A 24,322-nucleotide genomic window follows, 5' to 3' on the forward strand; every position below is an offset into this window, starting at 1 on the left:
AGTAATTTTTGCATGTTACATATACGACGAGTGTAGGTCATAGATTGAGCATTTGGATATACTTGAAAATAAATATAGGAAAAGCACTCATACATCGAACATTATTTTTAGAATTATTTAAAAAAAAGATAATTGCTCGAACAATTGCGTTAATTGCTTCTAAAATCTAAACTACTATGAGAAATATTTCAGCGAAAAAAGTATGGGGGCAAATTAAATTCGATCTAATAGGTAAAGATTCTTACCGTGGCGTTACGCTCACCTATAGCTGGCTTGCCAATCAATTTGGGCATTTTTCATTAGCATTTGTTAGTACTTTTATACTATATCATATTTTACTACATTACAATTCTGTTACAAATCCTGCATTTTGGGCTGGTATAAGTATTGCCGCAGCTTGGTTTATTTTCGAATGCTTTAATTTTTTAGGCCCATTGTTGCTCAACAAATCTGAGCATGCTACTAAAAATAAAAGTGGCAGCTACACCTTTCAGCCCGATTGGAAAAACATTAGCTACGATACCATTACAGATATTATGTTCTTCACAATTGGTGCTTTTACTATGAGCGTAAGTTTGGCTTTTAACAACCTATTTTACGCATTGCTCGCTATCATTGCAGTTGTTATTTACCCTGCAAGAGACTGGTATTTAACTAAAATGTATCAGCAAGCCGCAGTTTATCCTTTTCAATTTAGACTAAGCCAATGGAATAATACGATAAGTGATGCCCAAAAGAAAATTATTATTGATTTTACAAATACTACTGAAACGGGGAAACACCTACTCATTTTTGGTGCAAACAAAGCTGGTAAAACAAGCTTAAGTGTAGCTATAGGCAATGAACGCTCTATTAAACATCATAGTTGTAGTTACACAACTGCTATGAAACTCATTAGCCTTTTTTATGAAGCCAATATTAATATAAATACGCCTGAAAATTTAGACTTGTGGGCCTGGCGTAATGCATCGTTATTAATAATTGATGATGTGAATCCTGGTGTTGCTCTTAGTAAAGCGCTTATTCATCCAAGTTCATTTTTTAGTTTTTTAAATAATGATTCTTTTGGAAAAGACAACTTGTCCACAATGAAAAAAAATAATATTATCTGGGTGCTTGGTAGCGGCAATTGCGATGATGATATCAAAGAAACTTGGATTCATATGCTCACGGATATCGGCATTGATATTAACAATATATCTTGTATATATCTTTAAGGCAGAATGTGATTTTCGTAAGCAAAGCTTACTAAATGCGGCATGCTTTTTACATCAAAACGCTTGTACAATGGGATAATACGCTTTTCTACAGCAGATTGCGAAATATTTAGCATGTCGGCAACTTCTTTGAGCGAATAGCCCTTTGCGATTAGGGCAAGTGCGTCTTTTTCTTTATTAGAAATAGCATTTTTATAAAAAAGGGTTTTATTTAATTCCTCTTCAAATTCATTTTTTTCAGGTCCAAATGCCGCATAGCGCATTACTTTACCAAAACGTATATTATAGTTTACCTGAAAACGTCCAATAATAGAAACCACCGTATCATTCTCACATTCGTGAACACCCACTCTTGCTACAATGGGAATTTCTGTGCCATTTTTATGTACTTTTTTCTGTTCTATTAAAAAGCTGTATTTATTAAGTTCAGGTCTTTTCTTATGGATAAACATTAAGGCTTTATCATTCAATTCGTTTACAAAAGGCGCGTAATCTGGGGCTGTCATCACCACAATTTTTAGCATAGAAATATCACTATCCTTAACGCCCAATACTTCTTCCCAGCCATCAGCATAAATCATTTTTCCTTCCTTAAACGAATAAATATAAATAGCTTCAAGTGGAAACCTTGGTATGGTTTGTTTTAAAAACAGAGCCGTTTCTGTGGTTAAGTCTGCTGGTACATCTGTAATAAATGATTTTGAATAATTGCCAAAATTTGGTTGTAAGCTCATACTATTCATATCAGTTTTAATAAAAGATGCCTTAATCAATTTTTTTCACATTAACAACTGCGAATTTTCGCAGTTGTTTGGCTTTAGTTGTGGCTTTACTTTTACATCGTTTACAAGTCGTTAAAGATTAATGGTATCTAAAGTACTAATAATCAACAGAAAGCACCGTCTTAAAATCCAATTAATAAAATTATAGCCATTTACTTATGTAGCCAAATTGCGTACAAAATACATTCAGTTTACACGATAAAAAATAAATATTTTAACGTATAAACAACATCTTATATCATCAAGGCTTGTTTTCCATAGGGGGTTAAACAATGCGCCCAGAATACACATTCTGGGTTTTTTATTTAAAATACGGATGTATACCCTTTTAATATTATTTATAATACTAAAGCCTCGCTAATCGAGGCTTTAGTATTATTATTTGATTAATTAATTAAATTAGCTACAACCCATGCTATTACCACAGTTTAAGCATTTATAACAAGTACCACTTCGAACAGTAATATGACCGCAGGTATTGCAACTTGGCGCATCACTCTGCATACTTTTAGCAGCAGCATTTACTGCATCCATTCCATAATCAGCCTTAGTACTTGTTGCAGCGGCAAATTTTTGAGGCTGCAATGCTGGCGACGGTGCTATGCGCACACTACTCAACTCTGGCTGACCAATAAATGTTACATCATCGTCATCACCAAGATTTTCTACCTCAGGCTTGTTTAGTACATGCACTAAATCTGTTCTACCCAAATAATCAAAAGCCAAGGCCCGGAAAACAAAATCTACCAAAGATGTGGTTGTTTTAATATTTGGATGATCAACCATACCTGCTGGCTCAAATTTGGTAAACACAAACTTTTCTACAAACTCTTCTAATGGTACCCCGTATTGTAAACCCACAGAAACGGAGATAGCAAAACAGTTCATTAAGCTTCGTAAAGTGGAACCCTCTTTTGCTAGGTCGATAAATATTTCGCCCAAAGTGCCATCGTTATATTCTCCTGTACGTAAGAACAATACTTGGCCATTAATTTTAGCTTTTTGGGTATAACCACGGCGTTTTGCAGGCAATGATTTGCGCTCAACTATCCTTGACAATTGACGTTTCAACTTGGTATCTGTTGAAGCTGTCATACGTTTATTTACTTCTTCTAGTAATTCATCAACCGTTAATTTTGTAAGATCTACAATATTAGAAGTACTAGTTATAGATTGCAGGTTATTAGTTTCTTGCAATTTGGAACTTGTATTTTGTTCTTCCTCCTTTACATCTTCCGTTTTTTTCTTTTTATCAGACTTATTGCTTAATGGCTGAGATAATTTAGAGCCATCGCGATACAATGCATTGGCTTTAAGGCCTAATTCCCAACTCATTTTATAGCAATCAGCAATTTCTTCTACTGTTGCCTCGTGTGGCAAATTGATGGTTTTAGAAATGGCACCACTTAAAAATGGTTGACAAGCACCCATCATACGAATATGACCGTGCGCATGAATGTATCGCTCGCCTTTTTTGCCACATTTATTGGCACAATCAAATACAGGCAAGTGTTCTGGCTTTAGGTATGGTGCACCTTCAACGGTCATAGCGCCGCATATGTAATCATTAGCTGCATCAATCTCATCGTCGGTAAAGCCAAGTGCTTCAAGCATATTAAAACTAAAGTCGCCATATTGAGCTTCAGTAAAACCTAAACGTTGCAAACAAGCATCACCAAGTGCATATCTATTAAAAATAAAACCAATTTCAAATGCAGATTTTGCAGCAGTGTTAAGCTTGCTGATTTCTTCTTTCAAAAAGCCTTTAGCCAAAAGTGTTTGTGTATTAATAAAAGGCGCACCATCAAAACTTGCAGCACCTACCGCATACTTCTCGATAGCATCAATTTCTTTTTGACTATAGCCTAATGTTTTTAAAGCATTTGGCACTGCGCCATTAATTATTTTAAAGTAACCACCGCCACTTAGTTTTTTAAATTTCACTAAAGCAAAATCTGGCTCTACACCTGTAGTATCACAATCCATTACCAATCCAATAGTACCTGTAGGCGCTATTACGGTAGTTTGTGCATTTCTATAGCCATATTTTTCGCCTAATTGTACTGCTTCATCCCACGCTTTAGTAGCCGCTTTCAGTAAAAAGTCTGGGCAGTATTTAGCATTAATGCCCTGTGGTTTTATTTCCAAACCCTCATATGCTTCAGATGCATCATAAGCCGCAGCGCGGTGGTTACGCATCACACGTAGCATGTCTGCTTTATTTTCTTCGTACTTAGCAAATGTGCCTAAGAAGGCCGCCATTTCAGCTGATGTTTTATATGCAACACCGGTCATTACAGCGGTAACAGCACCAGCAATACCTCTAGCCTCTTCACTATCATAGGGTATACCACTAATCATTAATATGGTACCGAGATTGGCAAAACCTAAGCCAAGGGTTCTATAGTCGTAACTTAATTGTGCTACTTCTTTACTTGGAAATTGTGCCATTAAAACAGATATTTCTAGCACAACTGTCCACAAGCGACTAATATATTCAATGCCCTCAACATCAAGTTTGTTGGTACTTTCATCAAAAAATTTACGCAAATTGATGGATGCCAAGTTACAAGCGGTATTGTCTAAAAACATGTATTCGCTGCATGGGTTAGATGCATTGATGCGACCACCTTTAGGGCAAGTATGCCATTCATTTATAGTAGTATCGTATTGTGTACCAGGATCGGCGCAAGCCCAAGCAGCGTATGCAATTTGATTCCAAACTTCACGAGCAGGAATTTTTTTCATTACTCTGCCATCGGTTCTAGCTTTTAATTCCCAATCACCATCTTCTTCAAGCACTTTAAAAAACTCATTAGGAATACGGATTGAGTTGTTAGAGTTTTGCCCTGCCACTGTCATATAGGCCTCGCCTTCATAGCTATTATCGTAACCAGCAGCGACTAAAGCAGCGACTTTCTTTTCTTCGCCAACTTTCCAGTTGATAAATTCCATAATTTCAGGATGGTCTAAGTCTAGACAAACCATTTTTGCAGCACGTCTTGTAGTTCCACCGCTTTTAATAGCCCCAGCGGCTCTATCACCAATTTTTAAAAAACTCATTAAGCCGCTAGAAGTACCGCCACCACTTAGTTTCTCGTTTGCGCCACGTATCTGAGAAAAGTTTGTACCAACACCACTGCCATACTTAAAAATTCTTGCTTCACGCACCCACAAATCCATAATACCGCCTTCGTTTACCAAATCGTCATTAACACTTAAAATGAAGCATGCATGTGGCTGAGGACGCTCGTAAGCGTTTGAAGATTTTTTTAATTCACCATCCTTTGGATCTACAAAATAATGGCCTTGCGGCTTACCTGTAATGCCATAGCTTTCATGTAAGCCTGTATTAAACCATTGGGGGCTATTTGGTACACAAGATTGATTTAAAATGCTATAAACCAACTCATCATAAAATATTTGTGCATCTTTTACTGAAGCGAAATAACCATAGCGCTCGCCCCAAACTCGCCAACAATTGGCCATACGATGCGCTACTTGTTTTACTGAAGTTTCTCTACCAACAGTTCCATCCACTTGTGGCACACCTGCCTTTCGGAAATATTTTTGTGCAAGAATATCTGTAGCTATTTGGCTCCATTGTTTTGGCACCTCTACATTATTCATTTCAAACACCTTTTCCCCAGTTGGATTTTTTATGACGCTGTCTCTGTAATCGTACGCAAACATGTCATAAGGACTTACATCCTCTTTTGTGAAACGACGGCTAAATTGCAAGCCTTTGTTGGTAGTTTTTGCCATAACAAGCGATGCTTATTTACTGATTTGAAAGTAGATTAAATGATGGTTAAAAAATTGTTAACCACCTCTACGAAAATATCTCTATGAAATTGAAATACAATTGAACAAATGTCAACAGATGTGGATAATGCTTTAAAATGATTTTGGATAGCTTTAACGGTATTTTACCATCAAGATAAAATAATTGCAAAGCTTGCCAGTCAAAATATCGAATTACATAAAGTCACAATTTACTATAATCAAAGAAAGTGGTAAAATTTGCGATGTATATGCTTAACATTGTCTATATTGCAGAGAGAAATTGATTCGTTTTGTGGTTTTTTACACTAAATAACACACAAATAATCGACCATTAGTACGTCAATGATAATCTTTTTGCATTTTTGCAACAAACGCATTTTATTTTAATTGCATGAAGCAAGCTTTATACCATCAATTTGTAGAAAAAAAACGCACAGGCAAAAAGTCGTTTTCGGTATTAATTGACCCCGATAAAGTTGACGTATCTACAATTGACCAATTGATTAATATTGCATTAGAAGCTTCTGTAGACTATTTTTTTGTTGGTGGCAGTTTGGTTATTTCAAACCACTTAGACGATTGTATTAAGCAAATAAAAGCCAATTGCGATATTCCTGTTATACTATTTCCTGGCTCGCCTTCGCAAGTAAGCCGATATGCCGATGCCTTACTCTATCTGTCTTTAATATCTGGCCGCAATCCAGAATTATTAATTGGTCAGCATGTTATTTCTGCACCTTTTGTAAAAAAGAGTGGTTTAGAAATTATACCTACAGGCTATATGGTGGTTGACGGTGGCGCACCTACAACGGTGTCATACATTTCAAACGCAAGCCCAATTCCAGCAGACAAAAATGAAATAGCTATGTGTACAGCAATGGCCGGTGAAATGCTTGGCATGAAGCTAATATACATGGATGCAGGTAGTGGTGCACAACGACCTATCACAGAAAAAATGATACAGTTTGTATCGCAGCATATTGAAGTTCCTTTAATCATTGGTGGCGGAATTACCACGCCAGAAAAAGCCTATTTAAATTGTAAAGCTGGGGCAGACGTAATCGTAGTAGGTAATGCTATTGAAAAAGATATATCACTAATAAAAGAAATGAGTGCAGCTATTAAAAGTGTAAAAGAAACTGTTTAAAAATTCAATAGCTTAATAAAGACGCCAACCAAACAAGATGGTTGGCGTCTTTATTTTAGAGAAATATTTTTAATGATAATAAGGACTTATCATTAAATAAACAATAGGTCCAGTTACAGCCACATAAAACCATAAAGGCCAGGTTATTCGTGCTAACTTTTTATGTAGAGAAAATTCTCCGATAAGCGCACGATATGCCGTAAAAAGTATGAAAGGCAATATGACTGCTGCTAGGAAAATATGAGTGGCTAAAATAAGATAGTAGACCACTCTAATATTACCCACAGCTAACTTTTCATCATCGCTTACGATACCATCATGGTTACTATCACCAAATTTAGCTTCGCCTGCCAATAAATGGTGAGCAATATAAGACACCAAAAAAACAATAGACATTACTAAAGCAGCCATCATAAACTTTTTATGCAGCAAATAATTACCTTTTTTTACTGCAACCAATGCCAAGACCAATAGCACAGCAATTAAAGCATTTACAATCGCATTAATAGTTGCAAAAATATGTACGTTAAACCCTAAATCAATTTCTAGTTTAAACTTCCCTAACAATACTACAACTGCAAACACAATTATTGAAAATATACCGATTAATACATATGCTTTCTTATCATTCTTTTTAAGTGATGCTTCTAACATGATTGAACTATATTTTAGTTTCTAACAAAATTTTTGCTCTAAGAGTTTAACTACCCATTTATTTTCCTACGATTAGACATGAATAGCACAAAAACGATAACCAATACCAAAATGATTAACCACAACCATTTTAAATCTATAATAGCTGTTAAAACTTCGCTTTTCTTTGTTTTATCTTTTTCAAGCATTAAAAGTCCGATATCTCTAGCTAGTTTAGACATAGCAACCGAATCTAAACCATTGTAATAACCTCTTACAACGTAGTCTTTATCAAGTACCACAAAACGATTGGTGTGCACAAAATCTGAATCAACTGGTTCGCCACTAAACTTATCTACCTTGAGTTCCGCAAAAGCAAAATTAGCTATGCTATCATGATTACCTGTAAGCATCCACCAATTATCATGGTTTACATTAAACCTATCTGCATAATCTTTTAATACACTGACACTATCTCTTTCAGCATCAATTGTAAAAGAAATAAACTGTACAATAGAGGTATCAATTTTATTTCTTGTATCGCCACCCAATATAAAACTATGCTGTAGCTTAGCCATATTTCTAGTAAGCTTAGGGCAAATGCTTCTACAATGTGTAAAAAAGAAATCGGCTACAATTATTTTGCCTGGCTTATCATATAAACTTACTGTATCCCCAAGCTGATTTACTAATGTAATATTGGCTGTTTTATGCCAGATACTATCAGAAAATTGCTTGCCATTTTGTACTCGCTCTATCACCGTATCTAGTAAGTATTTACGAGGCATATCAACGGCACTTTCGCTTGTACTTTTTAAAATTAAATAGCTACAAACGGGCAACAATATTGCTATACACAATGCCAACAATGCTTTTTTATTCATATTCTTTTTTTAATTTTCTTAAAATAACCACAATTAGCAATGACTATCATAAAAAAACCATCGCCACAAGCGATGGTTCGAAATATTTGAATGTATACAACAATAGTTTAGAAAATTATTCAACAGCCTTGTGAGCATCATGACCTTCTTCCTTTTTCTCAACTTTTATGGTTGTCTGCGCTTTCTTATAAGGATCGTAGGTATTACGTAAGTTTTTGTAAGAATTACCTTCATATAAAAAAGCTGTAATAAACCAAACAAATAAGGCCAACGGCACTACAATTGTCATAATTAAATTCTTCAATTCATGTTTGAGGTGCATGAAGTAACCAACGATGTAAAATGCTTTTGCCATCATCAAGATAACAATCGCACCTTTTATTGCCAATCTTAAATGTTCAGCGTCTATTTTCATCATCACAAAACCCAAAATTAACTCTACAATCGTTAGAACAGATAAGATTATCGTTACTTTCCATATCTCTCTTACTGCGCCATTATTACTGTGTTCTGCATGTCCTGCCTGTGCCATAGCTATTTTATAATATAAGTTAATTAATATTTTATTAGATTAAGTAGAAACAAGTAAATACGAATACCCACACTAAATCTACAAAGTGCCAATACAAACCAGCTTTTTCAATCATTAAATAATGGCCACGTTTCTCAAATTGGTCTGTTAATGTCATAATTAACATGACAATATTAATAATAACACCACTGAACACGTGAAAACCATGAAACCCAGTAATTGTAAAGAAATAATTTGTAAAATTGGTGGAAGATTGTGTACCGTCCGCATTTAAAAAAGGATTTAAACCCCACCAAGCACCTTCCGCATGTAAATGCGTCCATTCCCAAGCTTGACAACTTAAAAATGCAGCACCGCCGATGATGGTTAATATAAGATTGGTAACCACCCCTTTCTTGTCCATATTGTGACCGGCATGAACTGCCAAAACCATTGTTACAGAACTAATAATTAGGATAAAAGTCATTAAACTCACAAACATTAATGGTAAGCCTGAACCTAAACCTGGAAAAGATTGAAATACTTCATTGGGATTTGGCCAACCGTTTGATGAAAAACGTATAGTACCATAAGAGATAAGGAAAGCGCCAAAAGTAAAGGCATCACTCATCAAAAAATACCACATCATCAATTTACCATACTCTACATTAAAAGGGCTTTTTCCACCATTCCACAATTTTGTGGGTAACACTGCAGTTGTTGTACTCATGAGATTGTTCTAAGATTCGGTTACAAAAATATTAGCTGTTGTTGAATAAACGTGAATAAACTTCAACTTTTTCTTAATTATCTCAACCAATTGAAAAAGATGAAAAGATAAATCCATAAAATATCTACGAAATGCCAGTAAGTACTAATAACTTCTATTGGTACACTACTATAGCTTTTAGATTTAGTATTAAAAGCTCTTAAAAATGTTACCAATATAGCAATTACGCCACCCAATACGTGTAACATGTGTAATAAGGTAATTACCAATAAAAAAGAAGAAGCCGCATTGCTATTTGGTCCAGTAAGATGAATATTTCTAGCTTCAAGACTAAAGAAGCCAATTGTTTGCAAGGTCATAAACAATACGCCTAATGCTGCAGTTATGGTTATCAATAATCTATACCGGCTCATCTCACGTGCCTTAAAACTTTTTAATGCTAAGTGAATAGAAATACTGCTTGCAATAATTACAAAAGTACTGTACCAAAAAACGCCAGGCAGAGAAAACTCTAGCCAATTTGCCTGATTCTTTTTTACAATATAAGCACTGGTTAAACCAGCAAACATCATTACGATGCTGCCCATCGCTACCCACAAAGTAAATTTATGTGGGTGTATTCTCTTTATTTCATTTGAACTCGCCGTTGCCATCTTCACTTTATTTTTGTTAATACTTATTGTTTTTTAATGCTACTTAATTGCGCGTCCTGCACCTCAGCTATTCTATTTCATCTCATCATCTGAAACAAGTGTAGTCAAGCTTACAAGACTTTATCTGCCAATAAAGCTAATAATACAATTGGTAAATAAATATAACTACTAAACATCACTCTTCTTGCCGCCTTGATATCCATTTCCTTGTATAGGCGTGCACTTTGCACCACCATAAATAGATTGCATGCCAACACAATCCACAAACTTATATTTCCCGTCATTCCAAATACTTTTGGTAAGATGCCAACAGGAATCATTAGAACACTGTACATGACCGCTTGTAATGCTGTAAATTTTGTAGGCCCTTTATCGGCCGGTAATAATTTGAAACCAGCTTTACTATAATCTTGGTGCGCTACCCATGCAATTGCCCAAAAATGTGGGAATTGCCATAAAAACTGAATACCAAATAAAATTATCCCCCCAGTCCAAGCAACAGGCTGGTTATAGAATCCTGCCACCCATCCTATCAAACAAGGCAAAGCCCCAGGAAAAGCTCCTATTAACACAGCTATTGAATTAATCTTTTTTAAAGGCGTATAAATAAACGCATACAAAAACAAACTAAATGCTGATAGCAAAGCGGAGGATATGTTAAAGAAATACCACATCATCATAACACCTAAGCCACCTGATATTAAGGCGAAAGTGTAAGCCTCGTTTTGTGACATTCGTCCACTAGCTACAGGTCTTGTACCAGTTCTCTTCATCATAGCATCCGTATCTTTTTCAACAGCTTGGTTTATAGCATTTGCACTACCAGTTACCAACATACCTGCAACAAATATTACAATAATCATCCCCCAATCATAGCCATTTTTTGGTGCTAACAAAAAGCATATAACACAAGAAAACACCACAGTAAAGCTGAGTGTAAACTTTATCAGCAAAAAATAATCTTTCACTTTTGATGCTAAAGTAAAAGAAGTAGATGGTGTATGCGATTCGGGATTATCCATTATAAACTCTGTTGAAAGACCACCAAAAGTAGTTTAGTTTTTATTACCAATGATGGTTTATCAATTCTTAATTGATGGTTAAAAAGAATGCCCTGACATTTTCAGGGCATTACCGTAATCAACTTATGTAAATGCTCTATTGAGCTTTTTAATTATTAGTGGTGGCTTTCATCAGCACCAACTGCCACAGTTTGAGGAATAAACTCCTTACCATCTTTGCCATAATCATAGGCCCAACGGTGAACTTCAGGGATTTCACCAGGCCAGTTACCATGACCAGGATTAATAGGTGCAGTCCATTCCAAACTGTTAGATCCCCATGGATTTTGAACAGTTACTTTTCTACCCTTAAAAATTGAATAGAAGAAATTCAACAAAAACAGCAGTTGCGTAGCAAACACAATCATCGCTACAGTACTAATGAATCTGTTTAAATCAGCAAATTGCTTGAAACTTTCCCAGATACTGTAGTCATAATATCTACGCGGCATACCAGCTAGCCCCTCGTAGTGCATAGGCCAGAAAATTAGATATGCACCAGCAATAGTAATCCAAAAGTGTATATAGCCTAAGGAATTATTCATGAAACGGCCATACATCTTAGGATACCAATGATAAATACCAGCAAACATACCGAACATACTAGCAACACCCATAACGATATGGAAGTGCGCAATAACGAAGTATGTGTCATGCAAATGAATATCTAATGCAGAATTACCGAGCCAAATACCTGTTAAACCACCAGATATAAATAAACTCACAAAACCTATTGCAAATAGCATCGCAGGAGTAAAACGAATATTACCGCGCCAAAGAGTAGTAAGCCAGTTAAATACCTTGATTGCAGAAGGCACAGCTATCAATAAAGTAAGCAATACAAATATAGAACCTAAGAATGGGTTTAAACCCGTTACAAACATGTGATGTGCCCAAACTAAGAAAGCCAAAATTGCAATTGCAAACATAGAACCAATCATGGCCATATAACCAAATATAGGCTTGCGAGAGTTCACAGATAATATTTCTGAAACCATACCCATAGCTGGTAACAAAATGATATATACCTCTGGGTGTCCTAAGAACCAAAATAAGTGCTGATATAAAATAGCACTACCACCCTCATTAGGTAATGCACCAACACCGTTTACGTAAATGTCACTTAAATAGAAACTTGTACCGAAATTTCTGTCAAAAATTAATAGGATAAAGCCGGAGAACAATACTGGGAATGATAAGACACCCAATACAGCTGTAAAGAATAAAGCCCATATAGTAAGCGGTAAGCGTGTCATGCTCATACCTTTGGTTCTCATATTAAGTACTGTCGCTATGTAGTTAAGGCCACCTAACAAAGATGAAACTACAAATAATGCCATACTTACCAACCATAAGTCCATACCTGTTTTAGAACCTGGGGAAGCTGAGCCCAAAGCAGACAATGGCGGGTATGCGGTCCAACCGCCACTAAATGGTCCTGTTTCAATAAATAATGAAGATAACATTACAATACTTGCTGAAAAGAAAAACCAATAGCTCAACATATTCATAAAGGGTGAAGCCATATCTCTAGCACCTATCTGTAATGGAATTAGAAAGTTTGCAAAAGTTCCACTTAAACCTGCAGTCAACACAAAAAATACCAATACTGTACCATGTGTTGTAACTAAAGCATAATAAGCTTCTGGAGAAATTCTGCCGCCTTTAGCCCATTTACCCAAAATATCTTCTAGAATTGGGAAAGTACTATCTGGATATCCTAATTGTAAACGAAATAAAACACTCATCAAACCACCAAGTACAGCCCATACCATACCAGTGATTAAAAACTGTTTAGCAATCATTTTATGATCCATGCTAAACACATACTTAGAAATAAAAGTCTCGTGGTGGTGGTGATGCTCATGGTGCTCACCATGTGTTTCGTGGCTTATCGCAACGTCAGAATGTGAATGTAAAATCGCTTCAGTGCTCATATAACTATCTTTAGACATCAAAATTATTTGATTAAATTTTCGCTACTACCTTTTGTGCAATAGCCATAGGTGCTTTTGTAATTTCTGGTTTAACACTGTCAGCCAATGGCTTTACTGCACTCGGGTCTTTGTCAGGAAAAGCAGTATAGTACTGTGGTTTTTGCTTAGCTAACCAAGCGTCATATTCGGCTTGCGTTACTACCTCTATGATACCTCTCATTGAATAATGACCATTACCACACATTTGGTCACAACTTATTTCATATACGAAATTTGGATTACCTGAGATTTCTTTCATCTCTTTTGTTGTATATTTTGGTGTAAACCACATAGTTGTAGGAATACCTGGTACGGCATCCATTTTCATACGAAACTGTGTCAAACCTACATCATGGATAACATCTCTGCTTCCAATAACTAGTTTTACTGGTTTGCCCTTTACAACATATAAAGCTTGTGTACTAACAATGTCATCTTGTGCTAGCTTATCATCCCACACTAAACCTAACTCATTGGTAGAAGCATCAATATTTTTATAATATTTTTTTCCTAACTGTCCGTCTTTACCTGGATATCGAAAAACCCAGCCAAACTGCTTACCAGTAACTTCAACAACTTGTGCATCTTTGGGAGCTTCGCCAGTAAATGAGAACCAATTTCGTAGACCTATAACAACTAAAACGGTTAACACTATGGCGGGCACAACTGTCCATAATAACTCTAAATTCGTATTATGAGGAAAGTAAAATACTTTTCTATTTTCATTCCCCTGATATTTATAAGCGAACCAGAATAACAAAATTTGTGTTGCTATAAATACTGATCCAGTCACATAAATAGTAATCCATAGCATACTATCAACTTTTTCTCCTTGTACGCTGGCTGCATCGTATGCAAACAATGTTTTATGGAAAAACAAATGGTTGCAATACCATACACCAATTAAGCCGAGAATAAGAAAAGCAACCATCAAAAAACCGTTTATCTTATTATTCTGTTTGCGGCTGGTTTCTTCACCTTTTAAAACAGAAACATACTCACTAGCTTTTGAAATCTGAAAGATGATGACAAAAACTAAAACTATAACGGCGATTGTTAAATAAAGTGTCATAACGCTACCAATATTTTCTATAACTATTAAAACAATTTCAATTAAATAAAGTTGCTGAGCAACAAGATAAATTTATGTATGGTGTACAATACTTTCTTTTAAGAAAGGATGATATTTAGCTACAAGTGGTTTACTAGCCAATGCATTTGCTGTAAAGCGAATCATTACCCCAACAAAGAAAGTTAAAACACCAAAGTCAAACCAACTTAGGGCGGCATGCTCTTTGCGTAAACTACCCATTACCATTTGATAAAAATCAATCCAATGTCCGAAAATGATTAATACCGCCATGAAAGTAACCAACGTATAATTTCTTTTAGCAGATTTTTTCATTAAAATCAGCACAGGACATAAGAAATTAATTATAAGATTCAAGAAGAAAATAGGTTTATAAGCGCCTTGTACTCTGTGTTTAAAATAAATTGTTTCTTCTGGTTGATTTGAATACCAAATCAACATGTATTGAGAGAACCATAAATATGTCCAAAAAATAGAAAATGCAAACATAAATTTTCCCATGTCATGTAAGTGTTCCTGATTTACATACTCCATGTAACCCTTATTCTTCATGTAAATGATCCACAAAGTGATAAGACTTAGACCACTTACCCAAGAACTAGCAAATGTGTACCAACTGTACATCGTACTATACCAATGTGCATCAATGCTCATCATCCATAACCAAGGGATGGTAGAGCCGACAGTTAAAGCGAACCAAACTATGAACAAAGCGGCACGGACTGTATTCCTCCAAATGTAAGATGCAGCACTGTCAGCATCGAATTCGCCTTTATCAGCTTCATTACTTAATAAGCGCATTCTCCAACCTAACAAAGACCATAAACCAATGGCTAAAAATGACCATACTGTGAAAAACTTGATATTTAAAAAACCAACTTTACCCTTTAAAACAGCATCATCAGCTACCGCCTTAGTATCCAACCAATGATAAATATGATGATTTCCAGTAAAGCCAACGTACAACAAAACAATTAGAGTTATAGTGCCGAATATTGGAACTAATGTAGAGATTGCTTCTGGAATTCTTCTGAAAGCTTGATACCAACCACCCATTGCCAAAGTACATACACATATAAAGAACATTGATGCATTACAAATCAATGTCCAGAATATTGTATTGTACATAATAGTACCTATAAATTCTACTTGTTCTTCTTCAGTACCTCTTCCTTTAGTGATGAAACCTATTATCAATGCCACCAAACCAATGCCTATTAGAGCCATTGACCATGTTTTGAGTTTGGAAGGAATTTCAAATTGTTCTTTTATAGATGCCATTGTATTTATTTTGAATGTCCGCCGAATATATTCGATATCGATTTTGAAAATTATTTTGCAGCTGTTGCATCCGCTGCTAGAACTGCGGTTGCCTTAGCTGCAGCTTGTTTGCCCTTTATGTATTTTATAACCATCCAACGTTGCGTTCTACTTAATTGCGAAGCATAACTACCCATTAGATTCTTCCCATAAGCAACAGAATAAAACATTTGACCTTCAGGCATTGATTCGTATTTAACATCACCAACTAAAGTCGCAGGCTTAGCAGGATAAGGCCCCTCTCCACCTTTATATAATGGACCATTACCATCTAATTTTGGACCATGACAAATACCGCAGTTAATTAAGTATAATCGCTCAGCTTCTGCAAACTGCTTAGGACTAAGGCTATCAATTGGGTTTTTAACAGCCCTAGAAGCAAAATAATTGGTGGTATCACCTGCAACATCTTTTGCAATATGAAAAGGCATTTCTTCACCACGTGCAATAGTACCCTCTACAGGTTTATTATTGTAATTAATCCCTTTCTCAGCCAGATTACTGTGATCAGCATAAGTTTCGTAAGCACGACTGTAAGCCATATCAGGCATGTAAATACTGCCTGGCTTACGTTTGACGTCGCTACAGCTAACAATAACTGCACCCGCACACAAAATAGCTATGATTGATAATTTCTTCATCTTGTATTATAATTAAGCAGCAACGATTTGAGTTGATTCAAAAGGCATTTCATCTTTATCATATCTACCAAGCCACCAGCCTTCTTCAGCAACTTGTATATTGGTCTCTAATGCACCAGCATTAGATAAAAAAGCTTGCAAATCATCGGTATTGGTTTTTTCTGTACATTCAATTACCATAACAAAAGTGTCATCTGTGGATCTAGCATGAAAATGATGTTTCTTAACACCGGGTGCCAATTGACATAAATAACAAAATGTCAATACCATACCCACAGCAGCAAACAGAACGGTTAATTCAAACATTATTGGAATCCAAGCTGGTAATGCAAAATGCGGTTTACCTCCAATATTTAAAGGCCAATCTTTTGTGAAAATCCAACTAATACAGCTGATAGCGGTAGTAGTACCTGTAACTCCATAAATAAAACCAGCTGTGTGCAGACTTGTTTCTCTCATCCCTAATGCATGATCTAAACCGTGCACTGGAAATGGTGTATAAACGTCTTGTATTTTATAACCTGCAGTACGTACTTTTTTTACTGCAGGAAATAATACATCCTCGTTATCAAAACAACCAATCACAAATTTCTTCTTTGCCATAGTCAATTTTTATATCTATAGACTATAGTTGCTAAACTATAGTAAAATATTATTATTATTTCTCAACAAAACATTAAGACCTAATGTGCATATTCATGCACAAATTCATCTAGCTTTTGACCTTCCACTTCGGCCATACCAGCCTTATAATTGTTACCAGTTGTTTTCAATACATATTTAATCTCAGCAACTGCAATTACAGGGAAGTATTTAGCAAACAGGAAGAAACATGTAAAGAATAAGCCAAATGTTCCTAGATAAAACCCAATTTCCCAAATTGAAGGGCTATAATAAACACTCCAAGATGATGGCAAATAGTCACGATATAATGAAGTTACAATGATAACGAAACGCTCAAACCACATACCCACATTTACAATAATACTCATAAAGAAAGTAACAAATAGGTTTCTCCTCATTTTTCTAAACCAGAAAATTTGTGGGCTTATTACGTTACAAGCCATCATACCCCAATAGCTCCATCCATAAGGGCTAAATAAATTTGCACGGCTGTACCAGAAAGTATAACCTTCATATTTGCTTTGGCTATACCAACCCATAAACAACTCAGTTAAGTAAGCAACACCTACAATTGAACCTGTGGTTACAATTACTTTATTCATTGCTTCTATGTGACCAAGTGTAATATAGTCTTGTAAACCAAATACTTTACGTACAATAATCATTAAGGATTGTACCATTGCAAAACCTGAGAATACCGCACCTGCTACGAAGTAAGGTGGAAAGATTGTTGTATGCCAACCAGGAATTACTGAAGTAGCGAAGTCAAAAGATACGATTGTGTGTACTGATAATACAAGCGGTGTAGACAAACCTGCTAATACTAAGTGCAAGCTTTCTATACGTTGCCAGTGTTTGGTAGAACCAGTCCAACCAAAAGCCGCTAACCCGTATAAGTGTTTACTTAATTTGGTTTTTGCTCTATCACGTACAGTAGCAAAGTCAGGAATTAAACCACTATACCAAAATAATAATGATACTGTGAAGTAAGTAGAAATAGCAAATACGTCCCAAAGTAATGGCGAGTTAAAGTTCACCCATAAAGGACCACGGCTATTAGGATAAGGCAATACAAAGAACGCCATCCATACACGACCCATGTGAAAAATAGGAAACTGACCAGCGCACATAACGGCAAAAATAGTCATGGCCTCCGCAGCACGGTTAACACCAGTTCTCCAACCTTGTCTAAATAATAACAAAATCGCAGAAATCAAAGTACCAGCGTGACCAATACCTACCCACCAAACGAAGTTGGTGATATCCCAACCCCAACCAATGGTTTTATTCAAATTCCACTGACCAATACCGTAAGTTACCTCTCTGTACACGCTATACACACCAAATAGCAACAATGCAACGGCGGTATAGAAACCTACGTACCAAAGTTTTGTTGGCTTGCCTTCAATAGGGGCTAAAATATCTTCAGTTACCTGATGGTAATTTTTGTCGCCCGTTACTAACGGTTCCCTTAATTGTGATTCGTACTTTAAATGCATCTGTCTCTTGTTATTATTAACCCTCGATATTACTCTTAGGAATATTTATGTAACCAGCTTTTTACTACTATGTATCTTCAGTTGCGTCGCACACTGCATCTGTAAGATACTTTACTGTGCTTTGGCAACGATATTATTTAACCTTCATGCTCTACTTTGGCGCCTTCTTTCTTCTCCTCGCCTTCTTCATCGATATGTCTAACTTTAGCCATGTATGTTACATTTGGCAAAACGTGTAACTGTTCAAGTGATAAAAATAAACGTTTCTCATTGGCTTTACGAACAGTTGTGATTTCACTTTTATCGCTATTTGCATTACCGAATACAATAGCATTTGTAGGGCAAGCCTGTTGACAAGCAACTTTGAAATCTTTATCTTCAGGTACGCGACTATCCTTTTTAGCTGATAGCTTACCAGCTTGTAAACGTTGAACACAAAAAGAACATTTTTCAATCACACCTCTAGCACGAACGGTAACATCTGGATTTAACACCATTCTTGTTAAGTCATCGTTCATATCTAATACCACTTCACTCAAGCCACCTTCTTCGACTAATGGTTTTTGGTTGTCAGCAAAACTATCAGCACCTGTATAATCTAACCAGTTGAAACGGCGTACTTTATATGGACAGTTGTTAGCACAGTACCTTGTACCAATACAACGGTTGTAAGTCATTTGATTTAAACCCTCACTACTGTGGTTCGTTGCAGCAACCGGACAAACGTTCTCACAAGGTGCGTTGTCACAGTGTTGGCACATTAACGGCTGGAACACAACATTTGGATTTTCAGGATCGCCAGTATAATATCTATCAATACGTAACCAATGCATTTCATGTGCTTTAGCTACTTGTATTTTACCTACAACAGGAATATTATTTTCAGCATTACAAGCTACCACACAAGCACCGCAACCATTACAAGTGTTCAAGTCAACACTCATACCCCACTTAAGACCCGGTCTGTCGTAAGTCGGATAAATGGTACCTTCTTTCTCAAAATTTGCGATACCACCGTAAGGTTTTAGCTCCTTATCACGATCTTCTAAAATCTCATTTGGATTGTGTTTAAACTCAGCCAAAGTCAATTCTTTCATTACCTCGGTACGATTACCTTGGCTAGTATTATAGATATTGTGTGTTTGTGTTAGGGCAACTTTGTATAAATCACCAGTATCTTTTAGAGTAATATCTGCTACGGTGTATGAAACAGTACCATTAACTAGACTAGCAAAAGGAAATGCATTTGCGCCCATACCCTTTCCTCCTTCATCTGCCAATACACCTTTACCTAATTTCTCCGTACGACCGTAACCTACAGCAATACCCACAGTGTTGGGGTGTGTTCCAGGAATAATTAATGCTGGTAAAGATACTTTAACACCATTCGCAGCAGTGATTTCTACTACGTGTTTTGGTGGTTGTACCTCGTAAGCATCTGCTTGACCTCCTATAGCTAAATCAATTTTCAATAAAGATTTGGCTAAAGCGGGGGAAATAACTAAATAATTATCCCAAGTCGCTTTAGAAACCGGATCTGGTAATTCTTGCAACCAAGGGTTTGAGGCACCTTGCCCTTCACCAATTGCTACTTTTTGGTATAGAACCAATTCAATTTTATCGCTTTTCTTGTAGCTTGAAATTGCTGCACTTGCACCAGCAACAGCAGCAGCATTAAAACTAGCAGTAGAAGCAGTGGCTGCAGTTGGATTAATTACACCGTCTTGCAACACTTTATCCCAACCAGTTTCGCCACCTACTTTAGCACTCCAATAAGATTTTAGGAAAGCTAAATAATCAGTAGTTGCGCCGCTCCATTTCAACAAGCTATCCTGCCACTGACGCGTTTTGAACAATGGATAGATAGTAGGTTGTACAAATGAGTAATAGCCTGTTTTAATTTCTGCATCGCCCCAACTTTCAAGGTAATTATGATCAGGTACTACATATTTACAAAGTTGTGTTGTTTCATCAGCTTTGGTATTGAAAGAAACAGTCACTTTTACTTTTTTCAAAGCCTCAACAAACTCTTTACTATTAAACCATGAGTAAACAGGGTTAGCACCATAAATGATTAAACCATCGATAGTACCAGCTTTCATATCGGCTACAAGTTTTACCATATCAGCGTCAATACCTTGACGTGTATTGTATGTAGCACTCCAATCAATTGTGTTACCATTTGATTGTAAAGCCTCATTGATAGCATTAACTAAAATCTGAACATTCAAATCGTTACTACCAGCAACAACCAATGATGCACCCTTAGTAGCAACTAGAGCTTTAGCAACTTTTTCTATACCTTTCTTTAGTTTGTCATCTAAACCATTGACAGCTTGACCGTTGATAGCAGCTAGTAAACCAGCTACAACAGCACCCGTTTCAGAAGGACGATGTAAGATTCTTTCATCCGCATTACTACCAGTTAAACTCGCAACAGTTTCAAAATGAAAATGCTTGCTCATTTCTGGTTTTTTCTCATCTATTCTTTTACCTACAGCATATTGCTTAGCAAATTCAATTGGGCTCAACCAAGTACCGAGGAAATCAGCACCAATGCTCACAATTGTTTTGGCTTTATCAAATCTGTATGAAGGAATGGTTCTTTTACCATAAGTAGCTTCACTAGCTTGTAAAATACCGCTATACGAAACAGCATCAAAAGTGACATGCTTACTACCAGGATGCTTAGCTAGAAACTGTGCAATCACTTCTTTTGAAGAAGGTGAAACCACAGTAGAAGTTAAAACAACAACATTATTCGCACTCGCTAAATCAGCAGATACAGCCTTATCAATATCTTCTAGTTTAACTTCTTTACCATCGATTAGAGGAAAGCGCAAACGCGCAGTATCATATAAATCTAATACTGATGCTTGTACCCTTGCAGAAGTACCGCCGTTTGTAATCGGGCTTAAATCATTACCTTCTATTTTAATAGGGCGACCATCACGTACTTTAGCAATAACGCTTACCGCGTCACCATCTTGTACAAATGTAGTAGCATAATAATTGGCAATGCCTGGTACAATATCTTCTGGTTTGTTAGCAAAAGGAATTGCCTTTTTTACTGGCATTTCACAACTTGCAGCAACAGCCGCAGCAGCAGTACTAAAACCCAAATATTTTAAGAAATCTCTACGTGGCGTTTTGCCCTCAAGGAAACCATTATCTGCGGTTTCTACAGGTAAATCTTCACGAAACTCGTCTTTTACTGATTGCTTGTAAGCATCAGAATTATTCAATTCCCCAAAACTTTGCCAATGCTTTTTACTCATAATCTTATAATGTGATAATTAGCTAATATGCTAATGTAAAACCCTTACAACCTGTTACATTAATCAGGTATTATTTTTATCGGAACTAGCAGTTAAATCTTGGTTAAATGCTAATTGACATTTATTAATAGTGACATTTTTGACACTCTGTACCACCAATTTTTTCAACAGTAATACCCTTTGTGCTATCAATTTTACCGCTCTTTAAATCAGCATGGTATTTTTCATAGATGCTGTAAAAGCCATTGTCTTTAAATTGAACTTTTGTCTCACGGTGGCAGTTAATACACCAGCCCATACTTAAATTAGAGTATTGTTTTACCTCACTCATTTTCTGAATTTCACCATGGCAAGTTTGGCAAGCAACTTTGCCCGCATTTACGTGCTGCGCATGGTTAAAATAAACGTGGTCAGGTAAATTGTGGATACGCACCCATTCAATTGGTTTAGCTTTATTGGCATCCCAAGGTTTGCCTTCTTCAAAACCAGCATATTTATATAGTTTCTTAATTTCGGCAGTGCCATTTACTTCAACGCCGTCTTCGTTTATAATCTTGTCACCCTTGTATTCATTAATGGCCATATGACAATTCATACAAACGTTCACAGAAGGTAAAGTAGCCTGCTTACCTTGGTAAACACCGATGTGACAATATTGACAATTGATTTGATTGATACCAGCATGTACTTTATGTGAATAGTAGATAGGCTGCTCCGGTTGGTAATCTTTGCTTCTTCCTAATCCTATAGCGCCCATTGTAGTATAATAACCACCTACAATAAATAGTAGTACAATTACTACGGCAATATAAGCTTTGTTCTTCCAAAAGGCAATTGGCTCAGCCGCAGGAACGCCCTCTTTATCGTCAGATAATTTTTTAAGATTACCATTTACTTGTAATAATATTAGTGCAACTACTGCCAGCACTAAAGTAAGTATACCAAATAAAATAGAGTTGTCACTTGATGAACCAGCAGGATCTGCAACGGTTGTTCCACCACCACCCTTGGCACCATCAGCAGGTACACTTTTAATATAAGCTAAAATAGCGTCAATTTCCTTATCTGTAAAATTTTGAAATATGCTCATTCCTACTTTGCCATACTCATTATACAAATCATTCGCATATTTGTCGCCAGTTTTTAAGAACGCTTGGTTATTTCTAATCCAAGCATGCAATTTCGCTTTGTCAGGCCATCTATCTTCTACACCAGCTAAAGCAGGACCAGTTAATCTTTTATTAACCGCATGGCATGATGCACAATTGGCTGAAAACAAGGCTTTACCATCCTGAGCAGATGCAGTATTTACACATGAAAAAGCCATTAAAACTGTCAGCGTAAGAAAAAATGTTTTGGCTATACTTCTAAGACGTATCATATTCACGTTCTAATTGTTCTTAGGTGAGGAGAAATATCCTTTTGCGGTGGCAAAAATATGACAGTAACATGAGAAATGCACATCTCACAAAAATTTTTTTTATCCTTTGCTGGCAAGGGTTTCAGCCGATTGTTGAAAGTTAGCCATTTGAATTGTCATAAAATTGTAAACGAAACTGTTAAACCCATGAATGTTAAAAACACAGTAAAAATTACTCAAAAAATAGTTGCACATTTGACATATGGTAAAAAAATGGAAAGAAAAATGGAAAGTAAGTTGGTTGCAATTCACACTAATTATTTGCACATTTGCTTTTGGTGGTAGCTTATGCGGCATTACAGGTAGAAAATTACTCAGTTATATATCAATAGAAAAAGGTTTTATTTATTTGATTATATATATTATTACAATATCTATTCTTTGGCCATTTTGTGTATTATTCGTAAGTATTCCTTTGGGACAATTTACATTTTTTAGAAATTATTTACATAGAATGAGCAAAAGAATGACAGGAAAAGTAACCTCAACCAAGCAAATTGCCATATTTGCTTCTGGAGCTGGTAGCAATGCGGCAAAAATTATCGAACATCTGCAACATAATCAATATATAAAAGTAAAGCTAGTAGTCTGCAACAAGCCCGAAGCGGGCGTTTTAGCAATTGCAGAATTAAATAATATTGAAACACTATTAATAGAAAAAGAACCTTTTTTTAGGGGCGACGCCTATGTCAACATTTTAAAGGCAAAGCAAATTGACTTTATCGTATTGGCAGGCTTTTTATGGAAAGTGCCGGCTGCTCTAATTAAAGCCTATCCTGATAAAATTATTAATATACATCCTGCATTGTTACCAAAATATGGTGGTAAAGGCATGTATGGTCATTTTGTACATGAAGCTGTTGTAGCCAACGGCGAAACTGAAAGCGGCATTACCATACATTATGTAAATGAAAACTTTGATGAAGGGAAACATATTTTTCAGGCAAGTTGTGCTGTAACTAAAGCTGATACCCCTGATACGGTGGCTGCTAAAATTCACCAACTAGAACACCTACATTTTCCAAGAATAGTAGAAGAAGTGGTTTTATCCGCTAACAAATAGTTTATTT

19 protein-coding genes are annotated in these 24,322 nt (G+C 36.1%); 3 read left to right on the forward strand and 16 right to left on the reverse strand.

From position 1 onward, the window contains the following. The first annotated feature begins 176 nt into the window (after positions 1-176). A complete protein-coding gene (locus ACFOW1_RS08375; RefSeq protein WP_379013545.1) occupies positions 177-1,217 on the forward strand; it encodes a hypothetical protein in 1,041 nt (346 codons plus the stop codon). On the opposite strand, the gene ACFOW1_RS08380 is transcribed toward ACFOW1_RS08375, so the two are convergent. Both ACFOW1_RS08380 and ACFOW1_RS08385 read right to left on the reverse strand, forming a co-directional pair. Further along, entirely contained in the window at positions 1,214-1,951 is a 738-nt protein-coding gene (locus ACFOW1_RS08380; RefSeq protein ID WP_379013547.1) for a helix-turn-helix transcriptional regulator, read from the reverse strand. The two genes, ACFOW1_RS08375 and ACFOW1_RS08380, sit on opposite strands and share 4 nt — an antisense overlap. 447 nt (positions 1,952-2,398) lie before the next feature. After that, on the reverse strand, positions 2,399-5,764 hold the full coding sequence (locus ACFOW1_RS08385; RefSeq protein ID WP_379013549.1) for a vitamin B12-dependent ribonucleotide reductase: 3,366 nt from the start codon (positions 5,762-5,764) through the stop codon (positions 2,399-2,401). A 412-nt stretch (positions 5,765-6,176) separates the two neighbouring features. On the opposite strand from ACFOW1_RS08385, the gene ACFOW1_RS08390 reads away from it, so the two are divergent. Then, a complete protein-coding gene (locus tag ACFOW1_RS08390) occupies positions 6,177-6,932 on the forward strand; it encodes a geranylgeranylglyceryl/heptaprenylglyceryl phosphate synthase (protein WP_379013550.1) in 756 nt (251 codons plus the stop codon). 69 nt (positions 6,933-7,001) lie between these two features. Here ACFOW1_RS08390 and ACFOW1_RS08395 read toward each other — a convergent pair whose 3' ends face one another. From ACFOW1_RS08395 to ACFOW1_RS08460, 14 genes are all read right to left on the reverse strand, one after another. Beyond that, positions 7,002-7,586 carry a DUF420 domain-containing protein gene (locus ACFOW1_RS08395; RefSeq protein ID WP_379013551.1) on the reverse strand — a complete coding sequence of 195 codons (585 nt, stop codon included), beginning with the start codon at positions 7,584-7,586 and terminating at the stop codon, positions 7,002-7,004. 50 nt (positions 7,587-7,636) lie between these two features. Next, the gene (locus tag ACFOW1_RS08400; RefSeq protein ID WP_379013553.1) at positions 7,637-8,449 is read right to left on the reverse strand and encodes an SCO family protein; all 813 of its coding nucleotides are present in this window, start codon (positions 8,447-8,449) and stop codon (positions 7,637-7,639) included. A gap of 115 nt (positions 8,450-8,564) precedes the next feature. Then, positions 8,565-8,981, reverse strand: a complete 417-nt coding sequence (locus ACFOW1_RS08405) for a cytochrome C oxidase subunit IV family protein (RefSeq protein ID WP_379013554.1) — start codon at positions 8,979-8,981, stop codon at positions 8,565-8,567. Between the two features lie 34 nt (positions 8,982-9,015). Continuing rightward, a complete protein-coding gene (locus ACFOW1_RS08410; RefSeq protein ID WP_379013556.1) occupies positions 9,016-9,690 on the reverse strand; it encodes a cytochrome c oxidase subunit 3 in 675 nt (224 codons plus the stop codon). Positions 9,691-9,767: 77 nt separating this feature from the next. Continuing rightward, a complete protein-coding gene (locus tag ACFOW1_RS08415; RefSeq protein ID WP_379013557.1) occupies positions 9,768-10,343 on the reverse strand; it encodes a cytochrome c oxidase subunit 3 in 576 nt (191 codons plus the stop codon). Positions 10,344-10,453: 110 nt separating this feature from the next. Then, entirely contained in the window at positions 10,454-11,365 is a 912-nt protein-coding gene (cyoE, locus tag ACFOW1_RS08420; protein ID WP_379013559.1) for a heme o synthase, read from the reverse strand. 155 nt (positions 11,366-11,520) lie between these two features. Beyond that, positions 11,521-13,341, reverse strand: coding sequence for a cytochrome c oxidase subunit I (locus tag ACFOW1_RS08425; RefSeq protein ID WP_379013561.1), 1,821 nt, complete (start codon positions 13,339-13,341; stop codon positions 11,521-11,523). 31 nt (positions 13,342-13,372) lie between these two features. After that, a complete protein-coding gene (locus ACFOW1_RS08430) occupies positions 13,373-14,452 on the reverse strand; it encodes a cytochrome c oxidase subunit II (protein ID WP_379013562.1) in 1,080 nt (359 codons plus the stop codon). 72 nt (positions 14,453-14,524) lie between these two features. Continuing rightward, the gene (locus ACFOW1_RS08435) at positions 14,525-15,751 is read right to left on the reverse strand and encodes a quinol:cytochrome C oxidoreductase (protein WP_379013564.1); all 1,227 of its coding nucleotides are present in this window, start codon (positions 15,749-15,751) and stop codon (positions 14,525-14,527) included. Positions 15,752-15,801: 50 nt separating this feature from the next. Continuing rightward, entirely contained in the window at positions 15,802-16,431 is a 630-nt protein-coding gene (locus tag ACFOW1_RS08440) for a c-type cytochrome (RefSeq protein WP_379013566.1), read from the reverse strand. A gap of 12 nt (positions 16,432-16,443) precedes the next feature. Continuing rightward, on the reverse strand, positions 16,444-17,034 hold the full coding sequence (locus ACFOW1_RS08445; protein ID WP_379013567.1) for a DUF3341 domain-containing protein: 591 nt from the start codon (positions 17,032-17,034) through the stop codon (positions 16,444-16,446). Between the two features lie 80 nt (positions 17,035-17,114). Further along, positions 17,115-18,554 carry an NrfD/PsrC family molybdoenzyme membrane anchor subunit gene (nrfD, locus tag ACFOW1_RS08450; protein ID WP_379013568.1) on the reverse strand — a complete coding sequence of 480 codons (1,440 nt, stop codon included), beginning with the start codon at positions 18,552-18,554 and terminating at the stop codon, positions 17,115-17,117. 137 nt (positions 18,555-18,691) lie between these two features. Then, on the reverse strand, positions 18,692-21,832 hold the full coding sequence (locus ACFOW1_RS08455) for a TAT-variant-translocated molybdopterin oxidoreductase (RefSeq protein WP_379013570.1): 3,141 nt from the start codon (positions 21,830-21,832) through the stop codon (positions 18,692-18,694). Positions 21,833-21,956: 124 nt separating this feature from the next. Next, positions 21,957-23,213 (reverse strand): c-type cytochrome, encoded by a 1,257-nt coding sequence (locus tag ACFOW1_RS08460; protein WP_379013571.1) that lies wholly within the window; start codon positions 23,211-23,213, stop codon positions 21,957-21,959. Positions 23,214-23,454: 241 nt separating this feature from the next. On the opposite strand from ACFOW1_RS08460, the gene purN reads away from it, so the two are divergent. Next, entirely contained in the window at positions 23,455-24,315 is an 861-nt protein-coding gene (gene purN, locus ACFOW1_RS08465) for a phosphoribosylglycinamide formyltransferase (RefSeq protein WP_379013572.1), read from the forward strand. Positions 24,316-24,322 lie beyond the last annotated feature (7 nt).

Origin of the sequence: Parasediminibacterium paludis (assembly GCF_042651445.1) — a bacterium.
Classification (GTDB): Bacteria; Bacteroidota; Bacteroidia; order Chitinophagales; family Chitinophagaceae; genus Parasediminibacterium; species Parasediminibacterium paludis.